The sequence below is a fragment of the Pseudomonas sp. AB6 genome (assembly GCF_034314105.1).
GTDB lineage: Bacteria > Pseudomonadota > Gammaproteobacteria > Pseudomonadales > Pseudomonadaceae > Aquipseudomonas.
In genome coordinates, this window is record NZ_JAVIWJ010000001.1 from 4,812,501 (window position 1) to 4,830,638 (window position 18,138).

General features: G+C 56.5%; 9 protein-coding genes and 2 rRNA genes (1 of these 11 cut by a window edge). 6 read left to right on the forward strand and 5 right to left on the reverse strand.

The window, feature by feature from the left end; translation table 11 throughout:
* Both RGW60_RS22455 and rrf read left to right on the forward strand, forming a co-directional pair.
* Positions 1 to 2,181, forward strand: a 23S ribosomal RNA gene (locus RGW60_RS22455); it begins 710 nt to the left of the window's first position.
* 144 nt (positions 2,182 to 2,325) lie between these two features.
* A 5S ribosomal RNA gene (rrf, locus tag RGW60_RS22460) occupies positions 2,326 to 2,441 on the forward strand.
* Between the two features lie 191 nt (positions 2,442 to 2,632).
* Here the strand turns inward: rrf and RGW60_RS22465 are convergent.
* Together RGW60_RS22465 and RGW60_RS22470 are read right to left on the reverse strand one after the other, a co-directional pair.
* Positions 2,633 to 3,166, reverse strand: a complete 534-nt coding sequence (locus tag RGW60_RS22465; protein ID WP_322206681.1) for a GNAT family protein — start codon at positions 3,164 to 3,166, stop codon at positions 2,633 to 2,635.
* 195 nt (positions 3,167 to 3,361) lie between these two features.
* Entirely contained in the window at positions 3,362 to 3,976 is a 615-nt protein-coding gene (locus RGW60_RS22470) for an FMN-dependent NADH-azoreductase (protein WP_322206682.1), read from the reverse strand.
* Positions 3,977 to 4,116: 140 nt separating this feature from the next.
* On the opposite strand from RGW60_RS22470, the gene RGW60_RS22475 reads away from it, so the two are divergent.
* From RGW60_RS22475 to recD, 4 genes are all read left to right on the forward strand, one after another.
* Entirely contained in the window at positions 4,117 to 5,016 is a 900-nt protein-coding gene (locus RGW60_RS22475) for a LysR family transcriptional regulator (RefSeq protein WP_322206683.1), read from the forward strand.
* A gap of 292 nt (positions 5,017 to 5,308) precedes the next feature.
* Complete coding sequence (gene recC, locus RGW60_RS22480; protein ID WP_322206684.1) at positions 5,309 to 8,791, forward strand: exodeoxyribonuclease V subunit gamma; 3,483 nt, start codon at positions 5,309 to 5,311, stop codon at positions 8,789 to 8,791.
* The gene (recB, locus tag RGW60_RS22485) at positions 8,788 to 12,495 is read left to right on the forward strand and encodes an exodeoxyribonuclease V subunit beta (protein WP_322206685.1); all 3,708 of its coding nucleotides are present in this window, start codon (positions 8,788 to 8,790) and stop codon (positions 12,493 to 12,495) included. Before recC ends, recB begins: the two co-directional genes overlap by 4 nt.
* Positions 12,492 to 14,591, forward strand: a complete 2,100-nt coding sequence (gene recD, locus RGW60_RS22490; RefSeq protein WP_322206686.1) for an exodeoxyribonuclease V subunit alpha — start codon at positions 12,492 to 12,494, stop codon at positions 14,589 to 14,591. Before recB ends, recD begins: the two co-directional genes overlap by 4 nt.
* Before the next feature lie 34 nt (positions 14,592 to 14,625).
* Here recD and RGW60_RS22495 read toward each other — a convergent pair whose 3' ends face one another.
* From RGW60_RS22495 to RGW60_RS22505, 3 genes are all read right to left on the reverse strand, one after another.
* Positions 14,626 to 16,137: an amino acid ABC transporter permease/ATP-binding protein gene (locus tag RGW60_RS22495; RefSeq protein WP_322206687.1), complete on the reverse strand. Its 1,512-nt coding sequence runs from the start codon at positions 16,135 to 16,137 to the stop codon at positions 14,626 to 14,628.
* Positions 16,138 to 16,193: 56 nt separating this feature from the next.
* A complete protein-coding gene (locus tag RGW60_RS22500; RefSeq protein ID WP_322206688.1) occupies positions 16,194 to 16,997 on the reverse strand; it encodes an ABC transporter substrate-binding protein in 804 nt (267 codons plus the stop codon).
* A 63-nt stretch (positions 16,998 to 17,060) separates the two neighbouring features.
* Positions 17,061 to 18,128 carry an isopenicillin N synthase family dioxygenase gene (locus RGW60_RS22505; RefSeq protein ID WP_322206690.1) on the reverse strand — a complete coding sequence of 356 codons (1,068 nt, stop codon included), beginning with the start codon at positions 18,126 to 18,128 and terminating at the stop codon, positions 17,061 to 17,063.
* Positions 18,129 to 18,138: the final 10 nt, after the last annotated feature.

Here is an 18,138-nt window from a genome sequence, read left to right on the forward strand (position 1 = left end):
TAACTGGAGGACCGAACCGACTACCGTTGAAAAGTTAGCGGATGACCTGTGGATCGGAGTGAAAGGCTAATCAAGCTCGGAGATAGCTGGTTCTCCTCGAAAGCTATTTAGGTAGCGCCTCATGTATCACTGTAGGGGGTAGAGCACTGTTTCGGCTAGGGGATCATCCCGATTTACCAACCCGATGCAAACTCCGAATACCTACAAGTGCCGAGCATGGGAGACACACGGCGGGTGCTAACGTCCGTCGTGAAAAGGGAAACAACCCAGACCGTCAGCTAAGGTCCCAAAGTCATGGTTAAGTGGGAAACGATGTGGGAAGGCTTAGACAGCTAGGAGGTTGGCTTAGAAGCAGCCACCCTTTAAAGAAAGCGTAATAGCTCACTAGTCGAGTCGGCCTGCGCGGAAGATGTAACGGGGCTCAAACCATGCACCGAAGCTACGGGTATCACTTAGGTGATGCGGTAGAGGAGCGTTCTGTAAGCCTGTGAAGGTGAGTTGAGAAGCTTGCTGGAGGTATCAGAAGTGCGAATGCTGACATGAGTAACGATAATGGGTGTGAAAAACACCCACGCCGAAAGACCAAGGTTTCCTGCGCAACGTTAATCGACGCAGGGTTAGTCGGTCCCTAAGGCGAGGCTGAAAAGCGTAGTCGATGGAAAACAGGTTAATATTCCTGTACTTCTGGTTATTGCGATGGAGGGACGGAGAAGGCTAGGCCAGCTTGGCGTTGGTAGTCCAAGTTTAAGGTGGTAGGCTGGAATCTTAGGTAAATCCGGGATTCTAAGGCCGAGAGCTGATGACGAGTGTGCTTAGGCACATGAAGTGGTTGATGCCATGCTTCCAAGAAAAGCTTCTAAGCTTCAGGTAACCAGGAACCGTACCCCAAACCGACACAGGTGGTTGGGTAGAGAATACCAAGGCGCTTGAGAGAACTCGGGTGAAGGAACTAGGCAAAATGGCACCGTAACTTCGGGAGAAGGTGCGCCGGTGAGGGTGAAGCATTTACTGCGTAAGCCCACGCCGGTCGAAGATACCAGGCCGCTGCGACTGTTTATTAAAAACACAGCACTCTGCAAACACGAAAGTGGACGTATAGGGTGTGACGCCTGCCCGGTGCCGGAAGGTTAATTGATGGGGTTAGCTAACGCGAAGCTCTTGATCGAAGCCCCGGTAAACGGCGGCCGTAACTATAACGGTCCTAAGGTAGCGAAATTCCTTGTCGGGTAAGTTCCGACCTGCACGAATGGCGTAACGATGGCGGCGCTGTCTCCACCCGAGACTCAGTGAAATTGAAATCGCTGTGAAGATGCAGTGTATCCGCGGCTAGACGGAAAGACCCCGTGAACCTTTACTATAGCTTTGCACTGGACTTTGAATTTGCTTGTGTAGGATAGGTGGGAGGCTTTGAAGCGTGGACGCCAGTCTGCGTGGAGCCAACCTTGAAATACCACCCTGGCAACTTTGAGGTTCTAACTCAGGTCCGTTATCCGGATCGAGGACAGTGTATGGTGGGTAGTTTGACTGGGGCGGTCTCCTCCTAAAGAGTAACGGAGGAGTACGAAGGTGCGCTCAGACCGGTCGGAAATCGGTCGTAGAGTATAAAGGCAAAAGCGCGCTTGACTGCGAGACAGACACGTCGAGCAGGTACGAAAGTAGGTCTTAGTGATCCGGTGGTTCTGTATGGAAGGGCCATCGCTCAACGGATAAAAGGTACTCCGGGGATAACAGGCTGATACCGCCCAAGAGTTCATATCGACGGCGGTGTTTGGCACCTCGATGTCGGCTCATCACATCCTGGGGCTGAAGCCGGTCCCAAGGGTATGGCTGTTCGCCATTTAAAGTGGTACGCGAGCTGGGTTTAGAACGTCGTGAGACAGTTCGGTCCCTATCTGCCGTGGACGTTTGAGATTTGAGAGGGGCTGCTCCTAGTACGAGAGGACCGGAGTGGACGAACCTCTGGTGTTCCGGTTGTCACGCCAGTGGCATTGCCGGGTAGCTATGTTCGGAATAGATAACCGCTGAAAGCATCTAAGCGGGAAACTAGCCTCAAGATGAGATCTCACTGGGACCTTGAGTCCCCTGAAGGGCCGTCGAAGACTACGACGTTGATAGGTGGGGTGTGTAAGTGCTGTGAGGCATTGAGCTAACCCATACTAATTGCCCGTGAGGCTTGACCATATAACACCCAAGCAATTTGCGATGAAGCAGATTGAGGTGTGTGAAGACGACACAACCGAAAATTGGCAAACCCACAGATCTATCACATCCCCATTCGCTGAACCGGGCGTCCTGAAAGGGATACGCGGGTCGGCTACCGAATTTCTTGACGACCATAGAGCATTGGAACCACCTGATCCCATCCCGAACTCAGTAGTGAAACGATGCATCGCCGATGGTAGTGTGGGGTTTCCCCATGTGAGAGTAGGTCATCGTCAAGATTAAATTCCAGAACCCCTGATCGCTTACGCGTTCAGGGGTTTTGTTTGTGCGCAGAAATAAACCGAGGCAGATCCAATCCATAAAAAAACCACCATAAAGGTGGTTTTTGACTGCTTCCGAATTCAGTCGCCCCGATATTCGCAGCCACTAGGACATGAGCGATACCTGCCAATCAAAAATGAAGGGTGCATTAGTTTTCGCAGTTAGTGCTTCGAAGATCGTGCCACATATGCACTTTTGAAACGAACCGCCGCCCTACTGCTACCGCCAAAGGTTCTACTCCAAAAAGCTTGAACCCCATTCGTTCATAGAGCCCTTGCGCACCCCTATTACCTTCGGTGACGGTGAGCTGAACGAGCAAAAGCTGAGGCTGAGATTTCGCAAAAGCCAAGACAGTGCGTAGCAGTTCATATCCGATGCCTTTCTCTCGATGAGCGAGTGGAACGTACATTCCGAAGAGCGTGGATTTGTGGTTGGCCTTTCTTCTTTTCTCAACAGAAAGGCCGACGACGCCAAGCAAATCCAAGCCCTCAAATGCAGCGAATACGACATCGGCAGCATCAGATCCAATATCCAGCCTTTTCTCCCACCAGCCGATGGACAAGGCTTCGCGCTCTTCGACATCTGAAGTAAAAGCATCGGGATGAAGACGGTAAGCCTCAAGCATCAGCGCTCGATATGCAGATGCATGATCCGGGATCAGTCGCTGAATCAACGTAGTCATAAGGGCGCATCTCATAATCGTGTAACGATTTTTCGTTTTGAAGGCCAACGCGACAGAGGCTGCGGTGCTCAGTCTCCAACAAATTGGCCATATGCGGTGGGGGAGGCCAATATTTTACTGCCGGGGTTCAAGTGTATGCCCACATATCCTGGGGAGTTACAAAAGCAGAATCGTATGAACCAGGAAAAATGCTGCCTAAGCTAGCGATTTCTGAATTTGATGATCAAAGGTATCGAGAAAATCGCACATGGTGATTTCTCCGAGATCTACAGCTTTAGCGCCGCCGGCAGCAATAAAGGTGACATCGGTGATGCCTAGGACGTTTAGGATCAGTTCTAAATATTGGGTAGCAATGTCACGGTCTCTAATGGGGGAGTCGCTGGTGTATACGCCTCCAGAGGCGAGCAGCACCGTCGCTTTTTTACCAGTCACCAGCCCTTTGCCATCAAGGCCTAAAGTCAGGCCTTTACGTACTACGTGATCCACCCAAGCCTTAAGCGCCGCGGGGACGTTGTAGTTGTAGACCGGCGTTGAAATAACCAAGTGATCGGTTTCGAGCAACTCGGCGGCAAGCTCATCGGATAGCTGCAACACGGTTTTCATTTCAGGCGAATGTTGGGTTTCAGGGGTGAAGTAAGCTTGCAGCCAAGAAGCCGTCACGAATGCAAGCGGGGTGGCCGTTAGATCCCGCACCTTGACGGTTCCTCTAGGGTTCGCTGCTTCCCACGCCTTCACGAATCGGCGAGTGAGCTGCCGGGAGATTGAAGCATCTCCACGTGAGCTGGTTTCTATCGTGAGTAGTCTGGACATCAAAGTAACTCCGGCGCCGTGACACGGCAGCATGTTTTTGCGTTGTCGCTTTAAGCGATGTGCGACACACTCTACTCAAAGAGATCTCTAGGCAGGAGTGATGTAAATATGATCGAGTCCATCTATATAAGTGATGGGTCATGATCGGAAATCTCAGTCTGGATCAGTTGCGGATACTTGCGACCATTGCGGATACAGGCAGTTTTTCGGCAACGGGGCGTCATCTGCGGCGTGCCCAATCGGCCATTAGTCAGTCGATTGCCACGCTTGAGTCAGTTCAAGGGGTGACGCTGTTTGATCGCAGCGGTCATCGTCCAACTCTCACCGAGGTGGGCAGAGTGCTAGTGGTTCAAGCACGCGCAGTGCTGGCAAGCGCCGCCCAGTTTGAAGCGATGGCAGCAAGTACGGCGGCAGGGGTCGAGCCGGAACTGGCTCTTGCCATAGACCCTTTAGTCCCCAGTGCCCCGCTCATCGAAAGCCTCGGCGCTATTCGCGAAGCTTTTCCTCATCTGGCAGTGAGTTTTTCCACAGAAGGCTTAGGCGGCGCAGAGCGCCGATTGCGCAACGGCGATGCGGCGCTGGCACTTTGTACCTTAATTCCCACGGTCCCAGACGATGTCACCGCACTGCCACTGCTCAGCGTCAACTTGAGGCCAGTAGTAGCCAGCGGGCATCCGCTGGCTAAATTAGGCCGTCGGGCAACAAGTGCAGACTTGACGCCTTATGTGCAATTGGTACTTTCCGATCCGGTATCTCCCGGCGGCCCTAGCTATGGAGTGACAGGCAGTCAGCAGTGGCGGTTTGTAGATTTGGCACGGCGGCTGGACTTTTTGCTCGCCGGGTTCGGTTGGTGCCGAATGCCAGAGCATCTGATTGCGGATCATCTGGCTTCAGGGCGCCTACTGCCGCTTGAGTTGGCCGCCGAGCTTGAGCGCACACCAGACACACTTACGATCTACGCAGCGCATATGCAAAATCGGTCTTTAGGAAAAGCGGGGCGGTGGCTTCTGAATGATCTGACCCGTCGTCTTTGCATCTGAGATACGAGGGCGACTAACGACTGCGGTTCGGTTTTCCAGTTGATCAAAGGGCTGATACGGTTAATCGAACGGGTCGTGCAGAAACTACGAGGGCTGTGATCTTCTGTGCGCTTTCGTAAGCCATGATGTGATGTCTACCCGCTTGCGGATATCTACCCCTTTTACGGCGTTATCGGTCACGCCAATATGGCAATCCTCATCACATCGCCTTAAGGTTCGGCCATCAGGTTTAATCAATTCATGAGCCGTCCTCACGCGACACTCGCTGACGGTATCAGTCAAGGAAGCAGCTATGCCGGTTACACCGACGCTCATTGCTGGATTCATGGTTGTCCATGGCAACCGACTGGACGTATTGCGCAGTCTGGTCGTTTCCTGGATGCGCCGTTATCCGCTGGCCCCGCTGGAGAATGAAATTGCCTTGGTACAAAGCAACGGCATTGCCCAGTGGTTGAAGCTCGCGTTAGCTGAAGATCCCCAGGAAGGCGACCTTGGCGGCTGCGGCATCTCTGCGGCGATAGACGTTCAACTGCCAGGAAGTTTCATGTGGCAACTGTACCGAATAGTGCTAGGTCGCGATGAAATTCCGGCAGCCTCGCTGTTGGACAAAGCCCCGCTGACGTGGCGCTTAATGCGATTGCTACCGTCGCTGATTGATCAGCCACATTTCGAACCCTTACAGCGCTTCCTCACGGCCGATACCGATTTGCGAAAGCGCTATCAACTGTCCGAGCGCTTGGCAGACTTGTTCGACCAATACCAGGTCTACCGAGCAGACTGGCTGGAAGACTGGGCGGCAGGCCGGCACCAGTTACGTAACGGTCGGGGAGAGGCTAAAGCCTTGACCCCCGCCAACTGCTGGCAAGCCGAATTGTGGCGTGCGCTATTGCTGGACGTTGGTGAAGAAGGCATGGGCCAGAGCCGGGCGGGCGTTCATCAGCGCTTTATCGAACGCATAAATACTCTGACCGAAGCGCCTGCTGGATTACCCTCGCGGGTCATCGTTTTCGGCATTTCCTCCCTGCCTGCCCAAGCGCTAGAAGCACTGGCCGGTCTGGCCAAATTCAGCCAGGTGTTGCTCTGCGTACATAACCCTTGTCGTCACCATTGGGCAGACATCGTCGCCGATAAAGACTTATTGCGGCACCAATACAAACGTCAGACGCGCAAAGCTGGAATGCCAGTCGTGCTGGACCCTGAAGCATTGCATCAACATGCCCATCCGCTGCTTGCGGCCTGGGGCAAGCAAGGCCGCGACTATATCAATCTGCTCGACAGCTACGACGACCCAAACAGCTATCGCGCAGCGTTCAGGGATGGGCGTATCGACTTGTTCAGTGAGAGCGAACCGCACACGCTCTTGAACCAACTCCAGGACGACATACTGGAGTTGCGCCCACTCAATGAGACCCGCGCGCTCTGGCCAGCTGTTGATCCCGCCCATGACCGTTCAATCCGTTTCCACGTTGCCCACAGCGCGCAACGTGAAGTCGAAATTCTTCACGATCAGTTACTGGCTCGCTTCAGTGCAAACGCCAATCTACGGCCCAGAGATGTCATCGTCATGGTCCCGGACATCGACAGCTATGCTCCCCACATTCGAGCGGTGTTCGGCCAGCTTGAGCGCGATGATCGACGCTTTATTCCCTTCACGCTTGCCGACCAAGGCCAGCGCGGTCGCGAGCCCTTGTTAATTGCGGTCGAACATCTGCTGAAAATTCCCGACAGCCGCTTCCCCGTCAGTGAGATTCTCGATCTTCTCGATGTCCCGGCATTGCGCGCCCGTTTCGGTGTTGAAGAGCGTGACCTCGTCACCCTGCATCGCTGGATCGAAGGTGCAGGTGTTCGCTGGGGGCTTAATGCTCAGCAGCGCGCCGGTCTCGGTTTGCCCGATGAGCTGGAACAAAACAGCTGGCATTTTGGCCTGCGTAGAATGTTGCTCGGCTATGCAGTGGGAGCAGGCGCGGCCTTTGATGGCATCGAACCCTATGACGAGATTGGCGGATTGGATGCTGCATTGATTGGTCCGCTGGTTGCTCTGATTGATGCCTTGCAGGTCGCGCACACCGAGCTTTCAATGCCGGCGACCCCGCAGGTGTGGGGCATGCGCATGCAGGCCTTGGTGCAGTTGTTCTTCAGGTCTGACAGTGAGCATGACGACTACTTGCTTGGCCAGCTTGAGCAACTCCGAGAAACCTGGCTGGAAACTTGCGAAACGGTCGGCTTGCTCGACGAGCTGCCGCTGACCGTTGTTCGTGAAGCGTGGCTAGCGGGCCTTGATCAAGGTCGCCTGTCGCAGCGCTTTTTGGCGGGCTCGGTGAATTTCTGCACGCTGATGCCGATGCGCGCTATTCCGTTCAAGCTGGTGTGCCTGCTGGGCATGAATGACGGCGACTACCCGCGCGCACAACCGCCGCTGGACTTCGATCTGATGGGCAGTGACTATCGCCCCGGAGACCGCTCGCGCCGGGAAGATGACCGATATTTACTGTTGGAAGCCCTACTCTCGGCCCGCGATCAGCTGTATATCAGCTGGGTCGGTCGCAGCATTCGCGACAACAGTGCGCGTCCGGCGTCGGTGTTGATTGGTCAGCTTCGCGATCACCTCGCCAGCGGTTGGACGCTGGAAGACGCCGTTCAACCTGAAGACACACAGAAACGCGATCCCGGCCAACAGCTGCTCCACGCGCTCACCCTCGAACATCCGCTACAGCCATTCAGCGCCCAGTACTTTCATCAAGACACCGGTTTTTTCAGTTACGCCCGTGAATGGCAGATGCTCCACCAGCCTCAAACCGTCGTGAAAGAATCCCTGTCGCTGCCCGAGTATGAGCAGGGCGAGCCCCTAAGCCTCCTGCAACTTCAGGATTTTTTGCGCAACCCGGTTCGCCACTTTTTCAGCCAGCGCTTGAAGATTTATTTCGAAGTGGCCCAAGCGCCGCTGGCTGATGAAGAGCCTTTTGTACTCGATGCGCTTGAGCGCTACAGCCTCAGCGAAAGTTTGCTCGGCGCCGCATTGACGTGCCCCGAGCAGGTGAGTGAGGCCTTAACCGCCCAAGCCCGAAGGTTGCAAGGCAGTGGACTACTGCCCATGGCCGGTTTCGGTACGAGCTTGCAAGAGGAGTTGATCGAGCCGTTGCCGGACCTGCTTCAGCGTTACCAGGATTTGCTGGTCCGCTGGCCCCGGCCGTTGAGCAGCGCGCTGCCAGTCAGCTTCATCCATGAAAAAATAAGTCTCGACGGCTGGTTGAGTGGTCTGCATCAAAACAACAACGGCGATTTGCTGGCCGTAACCGCGATCCCCAACGCCATCGGTTCGGAGAAGACCCGTAAATGGCATCGGTTGACGCGGCCGTGGGTGGTGCATCTGGTGGCCTGCGCCTGCGATCTGCCACTGAGTACCGCTGTGGTTGCCAGCGATGAAACGCTCTTATTGGCGCCGCTCGAGAAACAGTCCGCCATAAAAGCGCTTACCTATTTGTTAATGGCCTGGCAAACCGGCATGCAACGACCGTTGCCCGTTGCGGTTAAAACCGCATTCGCCTGGCTTGGCCAGCGTGATGAAAGCAAAGCCGAGGCCGCAGCCTGCAAAGCCTACGAAGGCGACGGCGTGAACACCGATGGTGAGCGACGGGAAAGTACCGCGCTGGCCCGCCAGTTCACGGATTTCGCTGCACTGACCGACAGCGAAGAGTTTGTCGGCTGGTGTGATGCCCTGTATCGACCTCTCTACGAAGCCGCTTGGCAATCCCTGTCCACCGAGGCCAGCGCATGAACGCCGACCAACCGCAGCAACCCACCGGCTCGCTGGCCCTGCGTTTCCCGTTGCACGGCAGCCAACTGATTGAAGCCAGCGCCGGCACCGGTAAAACTTTCACCATTTCTGCGCTGTACCTACGGCTGGTGCTCGGACACGGGGGGGTCTCAGGTTTCGGCCGCGAGCTATTACCGCCGCAAATTCTGGTCGTCACCTTCACCGACGCCGCCACCAAGGAGCTGCGTGACCGAATCCGCACCCGGTTGGCCGAAGCCGCCCGTTACTTTCGCAATGAAATTGCATCGCCCGACGGGCTTATAGCCGAGTTGCGTGACCAGTTCACCCCCGAACAGTGGCCGGCCTGCGCCAGCCGCCTGGACATCGCCGCACAGTGGATGGACGAAGCGGCCGTCTCGACCATTCACAGTTGGTGCCAGCGCATGCTGCGCGAACACGCGTTCGACAGCGGCAGCTTGTTCACCCAAACCCTGGAAACCGATCACAGCGAATTACTCAGCGAAGTCTTGCGCGATTATTGGCGGCGTTTCTGCTACCCCATGTCGGGAGATGCGCTGAAGTGGGTCCGTGCCCATTGGGGCGGACCCGCGACACTGCTGCCTCGGGTCCGCGCCCTGTTTGGCAGCGACCGAAATACAACGACCCAAGAACCCGCCGAACTCATCACGGCTGCCCTTGAAGAGCGCAAACAAGCGCTGCGTGCGCTGAAGTTTCCATGGACTAATTGGGCCGCCGAACTCCACGTTATTTGTCTCGACGGCGTCGCCTGCAAAGTGGTCGACGGCCGCAAGATGCAAGAGCGCTATTTCAGACCGTGGTTTGAAAAGCTCATCGCTTGGGCTGCCGATGAGGATCAGGAGGATTTGGACCTTGGCACCGGCTTCACTCGGCTCACCCCGGATGGCTTCGCCGAAGCGTGGAAAGGGCAAGCGCCCTCACACCCTGCCCTGGAAGCCATGCTGGTACTCCAAGCCAGTCTCGACACGCTGCCCACGCCGGATGCCGTCGTGCTCGAACACGCCGCGCAATGGGTGGGCCAGCGTTTTGAAGAGGAGAAGCGCCGGCGTGCGGAAATGGGTTTCGACGACATGCTGCTGCGGCTGGAAGCTGCGCTGCGCAGCACTGGCGGGGAGCGTTTGGCGACGTTGATTCGTGAGCAGTTTCCGGTAGCGTTGATCGATGAATTTCAAGACACTGACCCCGTGCAGTACCGGATTTTCGACAGTATTTACCGCCTCGAAGAAAACGACCCTGAGACTGGATTGTTCCTGATCGGTGACCCGAAGCAGGCGATCTACGCTTTCCGGGGTGCCGATATTTATACTTACCTGCGCGCACGGATCGCGACCACCGGCCGCTTGCACACCCTCGGCACAAACTTCCGCTCAAGTCACGCCATGGTCGATGCGGTTAATCATGTGTTCAACCTGGCAGAGCAACGTCCCACCGAGCGCGGTGCGTTTTTATTCCGGGACGGTGAGAACAATCAGGTGCCCTTTACCTCGGTCGCGGCCCAAGGGCGCAAAGAAATATTTACCGTAGAAGCGCAGCCAGTTGCTGCGCTGAACATCTGGCAATTACAAAGCGAGCAACCCCTGTCCGGCGCAATCTACCGGCAACAACTGGCGGCTACCTGCGCCAGTGAAATTGCCCAGTTGCTCATCAAGGGCCAGCAAGGCCATGCCGGTTTCGCGCATGCAGGTGAAACGGTACGCGGTCTGTTGCCAGCTGATATCGCGATCCTGGTGCGTGACGGTAAAGAAGCGCAGGCCGTGCGCGGCGAGTTATCGGCCCGAGGTGTGCGCAGCGTTTACCTGTCAGACAAAGACTCAGTATTTGCCGCTCAAGAAGCCCACGACTTGCTGGCCTGGCTCAAGGCCTGTGCCGAGCCGGACTCCGAGCGCTCCGTGCGTGGGGCCTTGGCCTGCATCACGTTGAACCTGTCGCTGGCTGAGCTTGAGCGCCTGAACCAAGACGAGTTGGCTTGGGAAGCGCGGGTAATGCAGTTTCGTGGTTATCGCACCATCTGGCGCACCCAAGGCGTGCTGCCGATGCTGCGGCGATTGCTCCACGACTTCCAACTGCCCCAAGCGCTGATCAGCCGCAGCGACGGCGAACGTATCCTCACTAACTTGCTGCACCTTTCTGAACTGATGCAGCAAGCCGCCGCCGAATTGGACGGCGAGCAAGCGCTCATCCGTCATCTCGGCGAGCACTTGGCATTGTCCGGCCAGGCGGGCGAAGAGCAAATCCTGCGGCTGGAAAGCGACGAGCAGTTGGTTAAAGTCGTGACCATCCACAAGTCCAAGGGACTGGAATATCCCTTGGTCTTTCTGCCTTTCATTTGCTCGTCAAAGCCGGTAGATGGCAGTCGATTGCCGCTGCACTTTCACGACGCCGATGGCAACGCGCACATCAGCCTGAAACCCACCGCCGTCTTGATCGAACAGTCCGACGACGAACGTCTGGCCGAAGATTTACGACTGTTATACGTAGCCCTGACTCGGGCTCAATACGCTTGCTACCTCGGCGTGACAGACCTCAAGCGCGGGAACAACAGCCATTCGGTACTGCACCGTTCGGCGCTGGGGTATTTGCTCGGCGGTGGAGTTTCGCTGGCTGAATCGGCGGCGCTCGCGATATGGCTACGGGACTTGGCAGAGGGCTGCACCGCGGTGAATGTCATGCCGCTGCCCATGCCTACCGCTGACACCTTCAGCCCGCCGCGCAACGACGCAATATTACTCAAGCCGCGTCAGCCAAAACGACGCGCCGCTGAGAACTGGTGGATCGCTTCTTACAGCGCGTTGCGTATCGGCGACACCATTACCGATGGCGACGAATCCCCAGACAGCCCGCAAGCGCAAAAGCTATTTGACGACGAACGACTCGACCCCGATGCCCCTCGCGAAATATTGGTCAGCGGCGGTGATATCCACCGATTCCCACGTGGGCCCAATCCCGGGACTTTTCTCCATGGCTTGTTGGAATGGGCCGGAGTTGAAGGTTTTGCCGTGGTTGCAGCCCATCCGCTCAAGCTGGAAAAAGCTGTCGGCAGTCGCTGCAATCGTCGGGGTTGGGAAGGCTGGATTCCTACGTTGACCGATTGGATGCAGCACCTGCTGACGATGCCGCTGCGTTTGGCTGCGAACGAGCCACCGGTGTCATTAAGCGCCTTGGACCAGCCACACCAGTACCGCATCGAAATGGAGTTCTGGTTCGCCTGCCACAAAGTCGACGTGGCGCAAATGGACGCCCTGGTCCGGCGCTATACCCATAACGGCGCACCTCGGGCCAAGGCGGAAACCTTCTCGCTCAACGGCATGTTCAAGGGCTTTATCGACCTAACGTTCGAGCACCAAGGGCGTTATTACGTAGCCGATTACAAATCCAACTGGCTCGGCCCAGACGACGATGCCTACACCGAACACAACATGATCGCTTCGATTCTGGAAAACCGTTACGACCTGCAATACGTCCTCTACCTGCTGGCCTTGCATCGCCAGCTCAAGGCACGCTTGGCCGATTACGACTATGACCAGCACATGGGCGGCGCTGTGTATTTGTTCTTGCGCGGCAGTCGAGCGCCGAGTCAGGGCCTCTACTTCACCCGCCCGCCACGTGAACTGATTGAAGGTCTCGACCTGCTGTTTCAAGGCCAAACAATGCTTCAAGAAGATGCGCTGTCAGGAGAGCCCGCATGAGTCGCTCATTCGCCGAATTATTACCCACTGCGTTAGACGCGCAGAGTCTGTCGTCGCTCACCCCCCTGAGTCGAGTCGACGACCTGCTGTTGCTGTTGGAGCGTTGGGTCGAGCGCGGTTGGTTGCGCGCCTTGGACCGGGCATTTGTGGCGTTCCTCAGTGAGTTGGACCCGCAGGCTGACTCATTGGTATTGCTGGCGGCAGCGTTGACCAGCCATCAATTGGGCCATGGGCATGTGTGCCTGGACCTGTATGAAACCCTGAAAGAACCGGATTTCGCGCTGTCGTTGCCACCCGAAGGCGATGCGCAAATGGGTCCGATGCTACTGCCATCGCAACTACTGGAGGCATTGGACGGTAGCGATTGGTATGACGCCTTGGCCGCGAGTGCCTTGGTGGCACAAGCCGATGATCACAGCGAAGCGGCGGCGCAAAAACCGTTGGTGTTGTCGGATCGACGTTTGTATTTGCGCCGCTATTGGAGCTACGAACGGCGCATCGACAGCGCTTTGCGTCAACGTCTGGCGCAGCAGGACGCGGCACCGCAGGATTTGGCGCAACGGCTCGACGCGTTGTTTGGTAAAGCCAACCCTGCCCCTGACGCCCTGATCGATTGGCAAAAACTGGCGTGTGCGGTGGCGACACGCGGCGCCTTCAGCATCGTCACGGGTGGCCCCGGCACCGGTAAAACCACCACCGTGGTGCGTTTGCTGGCATTGCTGCAAGCCCCTGCCGTAGAGAGCGGGCAACCGTTGCGCATTCGTCTGGCGGCGCCCACCGGAAAAGCAGCGGCACGGCTGACTGAATCCATCAGCCATCAAGTTCAGTCGTTGGACGTGACAGAAGCCGTTCGACAGAAAATTCCCAGCGACGTCGCCACCGTGCACCGCTTGTTAGGCAGTCGTCCGGGCACTCGGCACTTTCGTCATCACGCCGGTAACCTGCTGCCGCTGGATGTGTTAGTGGTCGATGAAGCGTCGATGATCGACCTGGAAATGATGGCCAACCTGCTGGACGCATTGCCGCCCCACGCGCGATTGATTTTGCTCGGCGACAAAGACCAACTGGCCTCTGTAGAAGCGGGCGCGGTATTGGGCGATCTGTGTCGTGATGCCGAAACAGGCCGATACAGCCCGCAAACCCAAACATGGCTACAAGCGGTCAGCGGCGAAGACTTGGGCCGCAGCGGTCTGCAACAGGGTGACGCCCTGCAATTTCCATTGGCGCAACAAGTGGTAATGCTGCGGCACTCGCGGCGTTTTGTGCAAGGCAGCGGCATTGGTCAATTGTCCCGGCTGGTCAATCAACAGCAAGCGGGGGAAGCACGGGCCTTGCTCGCGGCACGGACCCACAAAGATCTTTTTGCGCTGGGCTTGAAAGGCGAGCAGGACCACGCATTTGAGCGCGTGTTGATCGAAGGGCACAGTCAAGGCACCGAAGGGCCGCAAGGTTATCGGTATTACTTGGGTCTGCTGGCGGATCAACGCCCGGCCGCGAGCGCTGCCCTTGAAGACCCCTGCTGGACACTCTGGGCGCGTTCAGTGCTGGAAGCGTTCGATTCGTTTCAGTTGTTGTGTGCCGTGCGCAAGGGACCATGGGGTGTTGAAGGATTGAACCAGCGCATCCCCCATGCGCTGTTCAACGCGGGGCTGATCGAAAGCGCCCAGCACTGGTACGAAGGCCGCCCGGTGCTGATGACGCGTAACGACTATGGGTTGGGGTTGATGAACGGCGACATAGGGATCACCCTGCGCCTGCCCGAGCGCGATGGCGTTGAGCCCAGCCGCCACGTATTGCGCGTTGCATTTCCCCGTAACGACGGCAGCGGCGGTGTGCGTTTTGTCCTGCCAAGCCGTTTGAATGACGTCGAAACCGTGTACGCCATGACCGTGCATAAATCCCAAGGCTCGGAATTTGCCCACACTGCGCTGATCCTTCCGGAAGTGCTGAACCCGGTGCTGACCAAGGAATTGATCTACACCGGTATCACCCGCGCAAAACACTGGTTCAGCCTCATCGAACCTCGCCCCGGCGTGTTCGAAGACGCCATCAAGCGCAAGGTCAAGCGGCTTAGCGGGTTGATGCTGGGTTTGTAACCACTGACGCATAAATCCGCTGAAAGGGTGTCCATCAATGCACCAACCCCATAAATCTGCGCACCCGATCCCCAGCGTCGTGTGCGCGGATCACTTGCGGCGCGGCGTCCACTTGAATATTGCCGTCCTCCATAAAAATCACCCGATCAGAGATCGACATCGCGAACTCCATTTCATGGGTGACGATGAGCATGGTCATGCCTTCTTTTGCCAGATCGCGAATGACGTTTAGCACGTCGCCCACCAACTCGGGATCAAGTGCCGAAGTGGGTTCATCAAACAGCATGATCTGTGGGTCCATTGCCAGCGCACGGGCGATGGCCACCCGCTGCTGCTGGCCACCGGACAATTGATGCGGGTACTTATGGGCATGAGCCAGCAGCCCGACCTTATCCAGTAGCGCGTAGGCGCGTTGCTCGCTTTCGTCTCGGTCTTGCCCGTGGTAGCGCGGCGCCAGGGTGATGTTGTCGAGAATGGTGCGGTGCGGGAACAGATTGAAGTTTTGAAACACCATTCCAATCCGCTGCACGCCCTGGCGAATTTGTAGGCTGTTAGGGTTGTCGCCTGCATGAATAAAGCTTTCGCCGAACAGAATAATCTCGCCCTGATCAATACTTTCCAAGCCGTTGATGGTGCGTATCAACGACGTCTTGCCTGAGCCGGACGGGCCAATAATAGAAATCACTTGCCCGGCGCGAACGTCCAGATCGATGCCTTGAAGCACATCATGCTGGCCGTAACTTTTATGGATGTTATTTAACTGCAACGCAGGCGCCGCACCGGGGCCGACATGCGAACGAACCAACGACGGCTGGGCGGTTAAATTCCCTCTCAGCGCGCTCAATCCGTACTCATCCAGTGTCTGAGGCGTGCGGTTGTTCATTTCCAGGTACTGTTCAAATCGCTGCAACAGCCAGCCAAATACCGTGACGATCAGCACGTAATACACCGCCACGGCGGACAAGGTTTCCATCACCAGAAAGTTTGTCGCGTAGAGACGTTGGCCCACTGTGAGAATTTCGGTTAGCGAAATCACCGACACCAGCGAGGTTAGCTTGACCACGGTGATGTATTCGTTGATCAGCGTCGGCAGGGAAATCCGAAACGCCTGTGGGATAACCACCAACCGCTGCAAACCGATCAGGCCGACACCCAGTGCGCGCCCGGCCTCCTTTTGGCCCTTGGCCACCGAAATCAACCCCCCACGATGGATCTCTGCCATGTACGCCGCCTCGGTCACGATCAAGGCGAACAGGCCGGAATAGAAGGGGTTCGATAACACCTCACGGGTAACCGGAAACAGCTGCGGCAGGTTGTAAACGAATACCACCAGCACCAACAACGGGACGCTGCGGAAGAACCAGATATAAATCGCCGCCGGTATGCGCAACCAGCGCGAAGTCGAAAGCTTGGCCGAGGCCAGCAGAAACCCGAGCACCATGCCGATGAACCAGCCTAATGCGCTGAGTTCGATAACGGTGATGCACGCTTCCCAAAAATCCGACACAGAAAACAAAGAAAAAAAGTAGGGCCATTCGAATTGCATGCACACCTCAAGCTGCCGGCTTCGTGGGAAGCCGGCGGGTCAAACGGGGAGAAGAATCAGTTGCTCGGTTCTTCGAGGTTGTATTTCTTCAACAGGGCGGCGTATTCACCGGATTTCTTGCTGTCATCGAAGGCTGTCAGCAACGCTTTATACAGCTCTTCATTTCCTTTTTTGACGAAGATGCCCAAGGTTTGTTGGTAGATGGAATGTTCGGTGCTGACCATCACCCGGCCTTTGGTGTGTTCGGCGATCATGCCGGCCGCCCCGTCGATTTCAACCTGAGCCTGAACGTTGCCGGATAGCAGCGCTTGGGTCACTTCCGGTGCCGACGGAAATTCGCTGACTGCGATGGCGCCCTTGTGGTTCGGCACACAGTAGTCAGTAGACAGCTTGTTGAATTGGGCTACCCAAGTTGTGCCCTTTTCCAGGCCGACTTTAAGACCGCAGAGGTCTTCCGGGACTTTCGGTTTAACCGTGCTGTCTTTGAGCACCATGATCGCTGCGCCGGTCTTGGCATAAGCAATGGTTTGAGCTTGAGTCTGACGTTCCGGGGTGATGTACATCCCGGAAATGATCGCGTCGTAATGGCCAGAGTTCAGGCCGAGGATCAGGCTAGGAAACTTGGTGTCGACGAAATCAGTCTTGAGGCCCATGTGTTTGCCCAGCATTGTGGACAGCTCAGGGTCCGAGCCTACGACGTTCTTGTCTTTGTCATACGACTCAAACGGCGGGTAGGTAATTTCCATGCCCACCTTGAACTGGCCAGGTGTCACGGTCGCTGCTGCTTGCGCCACGGTCGCGCCGAGGAGGGCGACGGCCAATACGGTCAAGCGAACGGCAGTGTTGTTCTTGTTGCGCATCGTCGGTGACTCCACAGTAGGAAAGGAACTGCATTGATCAAATGAATCGTTAAGGCACTGCATTTACGGCGCGTCCGGGGTCTGGTTTTTCAAATGCCCGAAACTCGAGGGTTTACGGGCTTTTTCCGGCAGGATGATTTCGCCGTTTTCCACCCGCTTGCGTAAGTACTGATAGGTTTGCAGCGCCTGGCCGAACATGTGCTCACCGATGGCGATTTCCTCGTAATCCTTGCCGGCCTGCGCAAAACTGGGCAGCGGCTTGATCTGCGTGTGGAAGTCGCAGGCGTAGAACAACGGAAAAGAATACCGCTCCTGACTCACTGTTCTAACCCGATGAGCCGTTGCAACGAACGTACCAGCGGTCATCACCTCAAGCATGTCGCCAATGTTCACCACTAAGGCGCCTTCCACGGGCGGCGCGTCGATCCATTGGCCTTGATCGTTCATCACTTCAAGGCCCGGCTGATCGGCGAGCAATATCGTGAAGCACTCGTAGTCGGTGTGCGCACCAATACCGGGCGCGTCTTGAGCGGTGTCGTCGAATGGGTAATGGATCAAGCGCAGTTTCGATGGCGGGCGCGTCACCATCGCATCGAAATAGCCCTCTTCCAGGCCCAATGCCAGTGCGAAGCCGTCGAACAACCGGCGGCCCAGGGCAAAGATCGCCGCGTAATAGGCTTGCACCGATTCCTTGAAATTGGGCAGCAGCGGCCACTCGTTAGGGCCAAGCAATGGCGTGTTGGCCAGCACCAAAGGGTCATCGGCGGGCACTTCGAACCCGACATCGAAGGCTTCTTTGTGATCCGGCTTGCCCTTGGCGTACACCTCTTCACCTTCGGGAACGAAGCCTTTATGGGTTTTCGAGGTGCCGATGTAATGCTGCATCTTGGTCTCGAAAGACTGATCGAAAAAGTCCTTGGCGGCTTGATACAGTCCCTTGATCAACCGCGCTTCGATGCCGTGGTTCTTGATGTACAGAAATCCGACGTCACGGGCCGCGGCGCCCAGTTTTTCGGCCACTGCTTGACGCTCTTCAAGGTCGGCGCTGAACAGCCCGGCAATGTCCACCATCGGGATGCTGTTGAAGTTAGCGGCCAGCGAGGGCGCTGCTTTGGGTAACAATTCAGGCATGGAAAAGCGC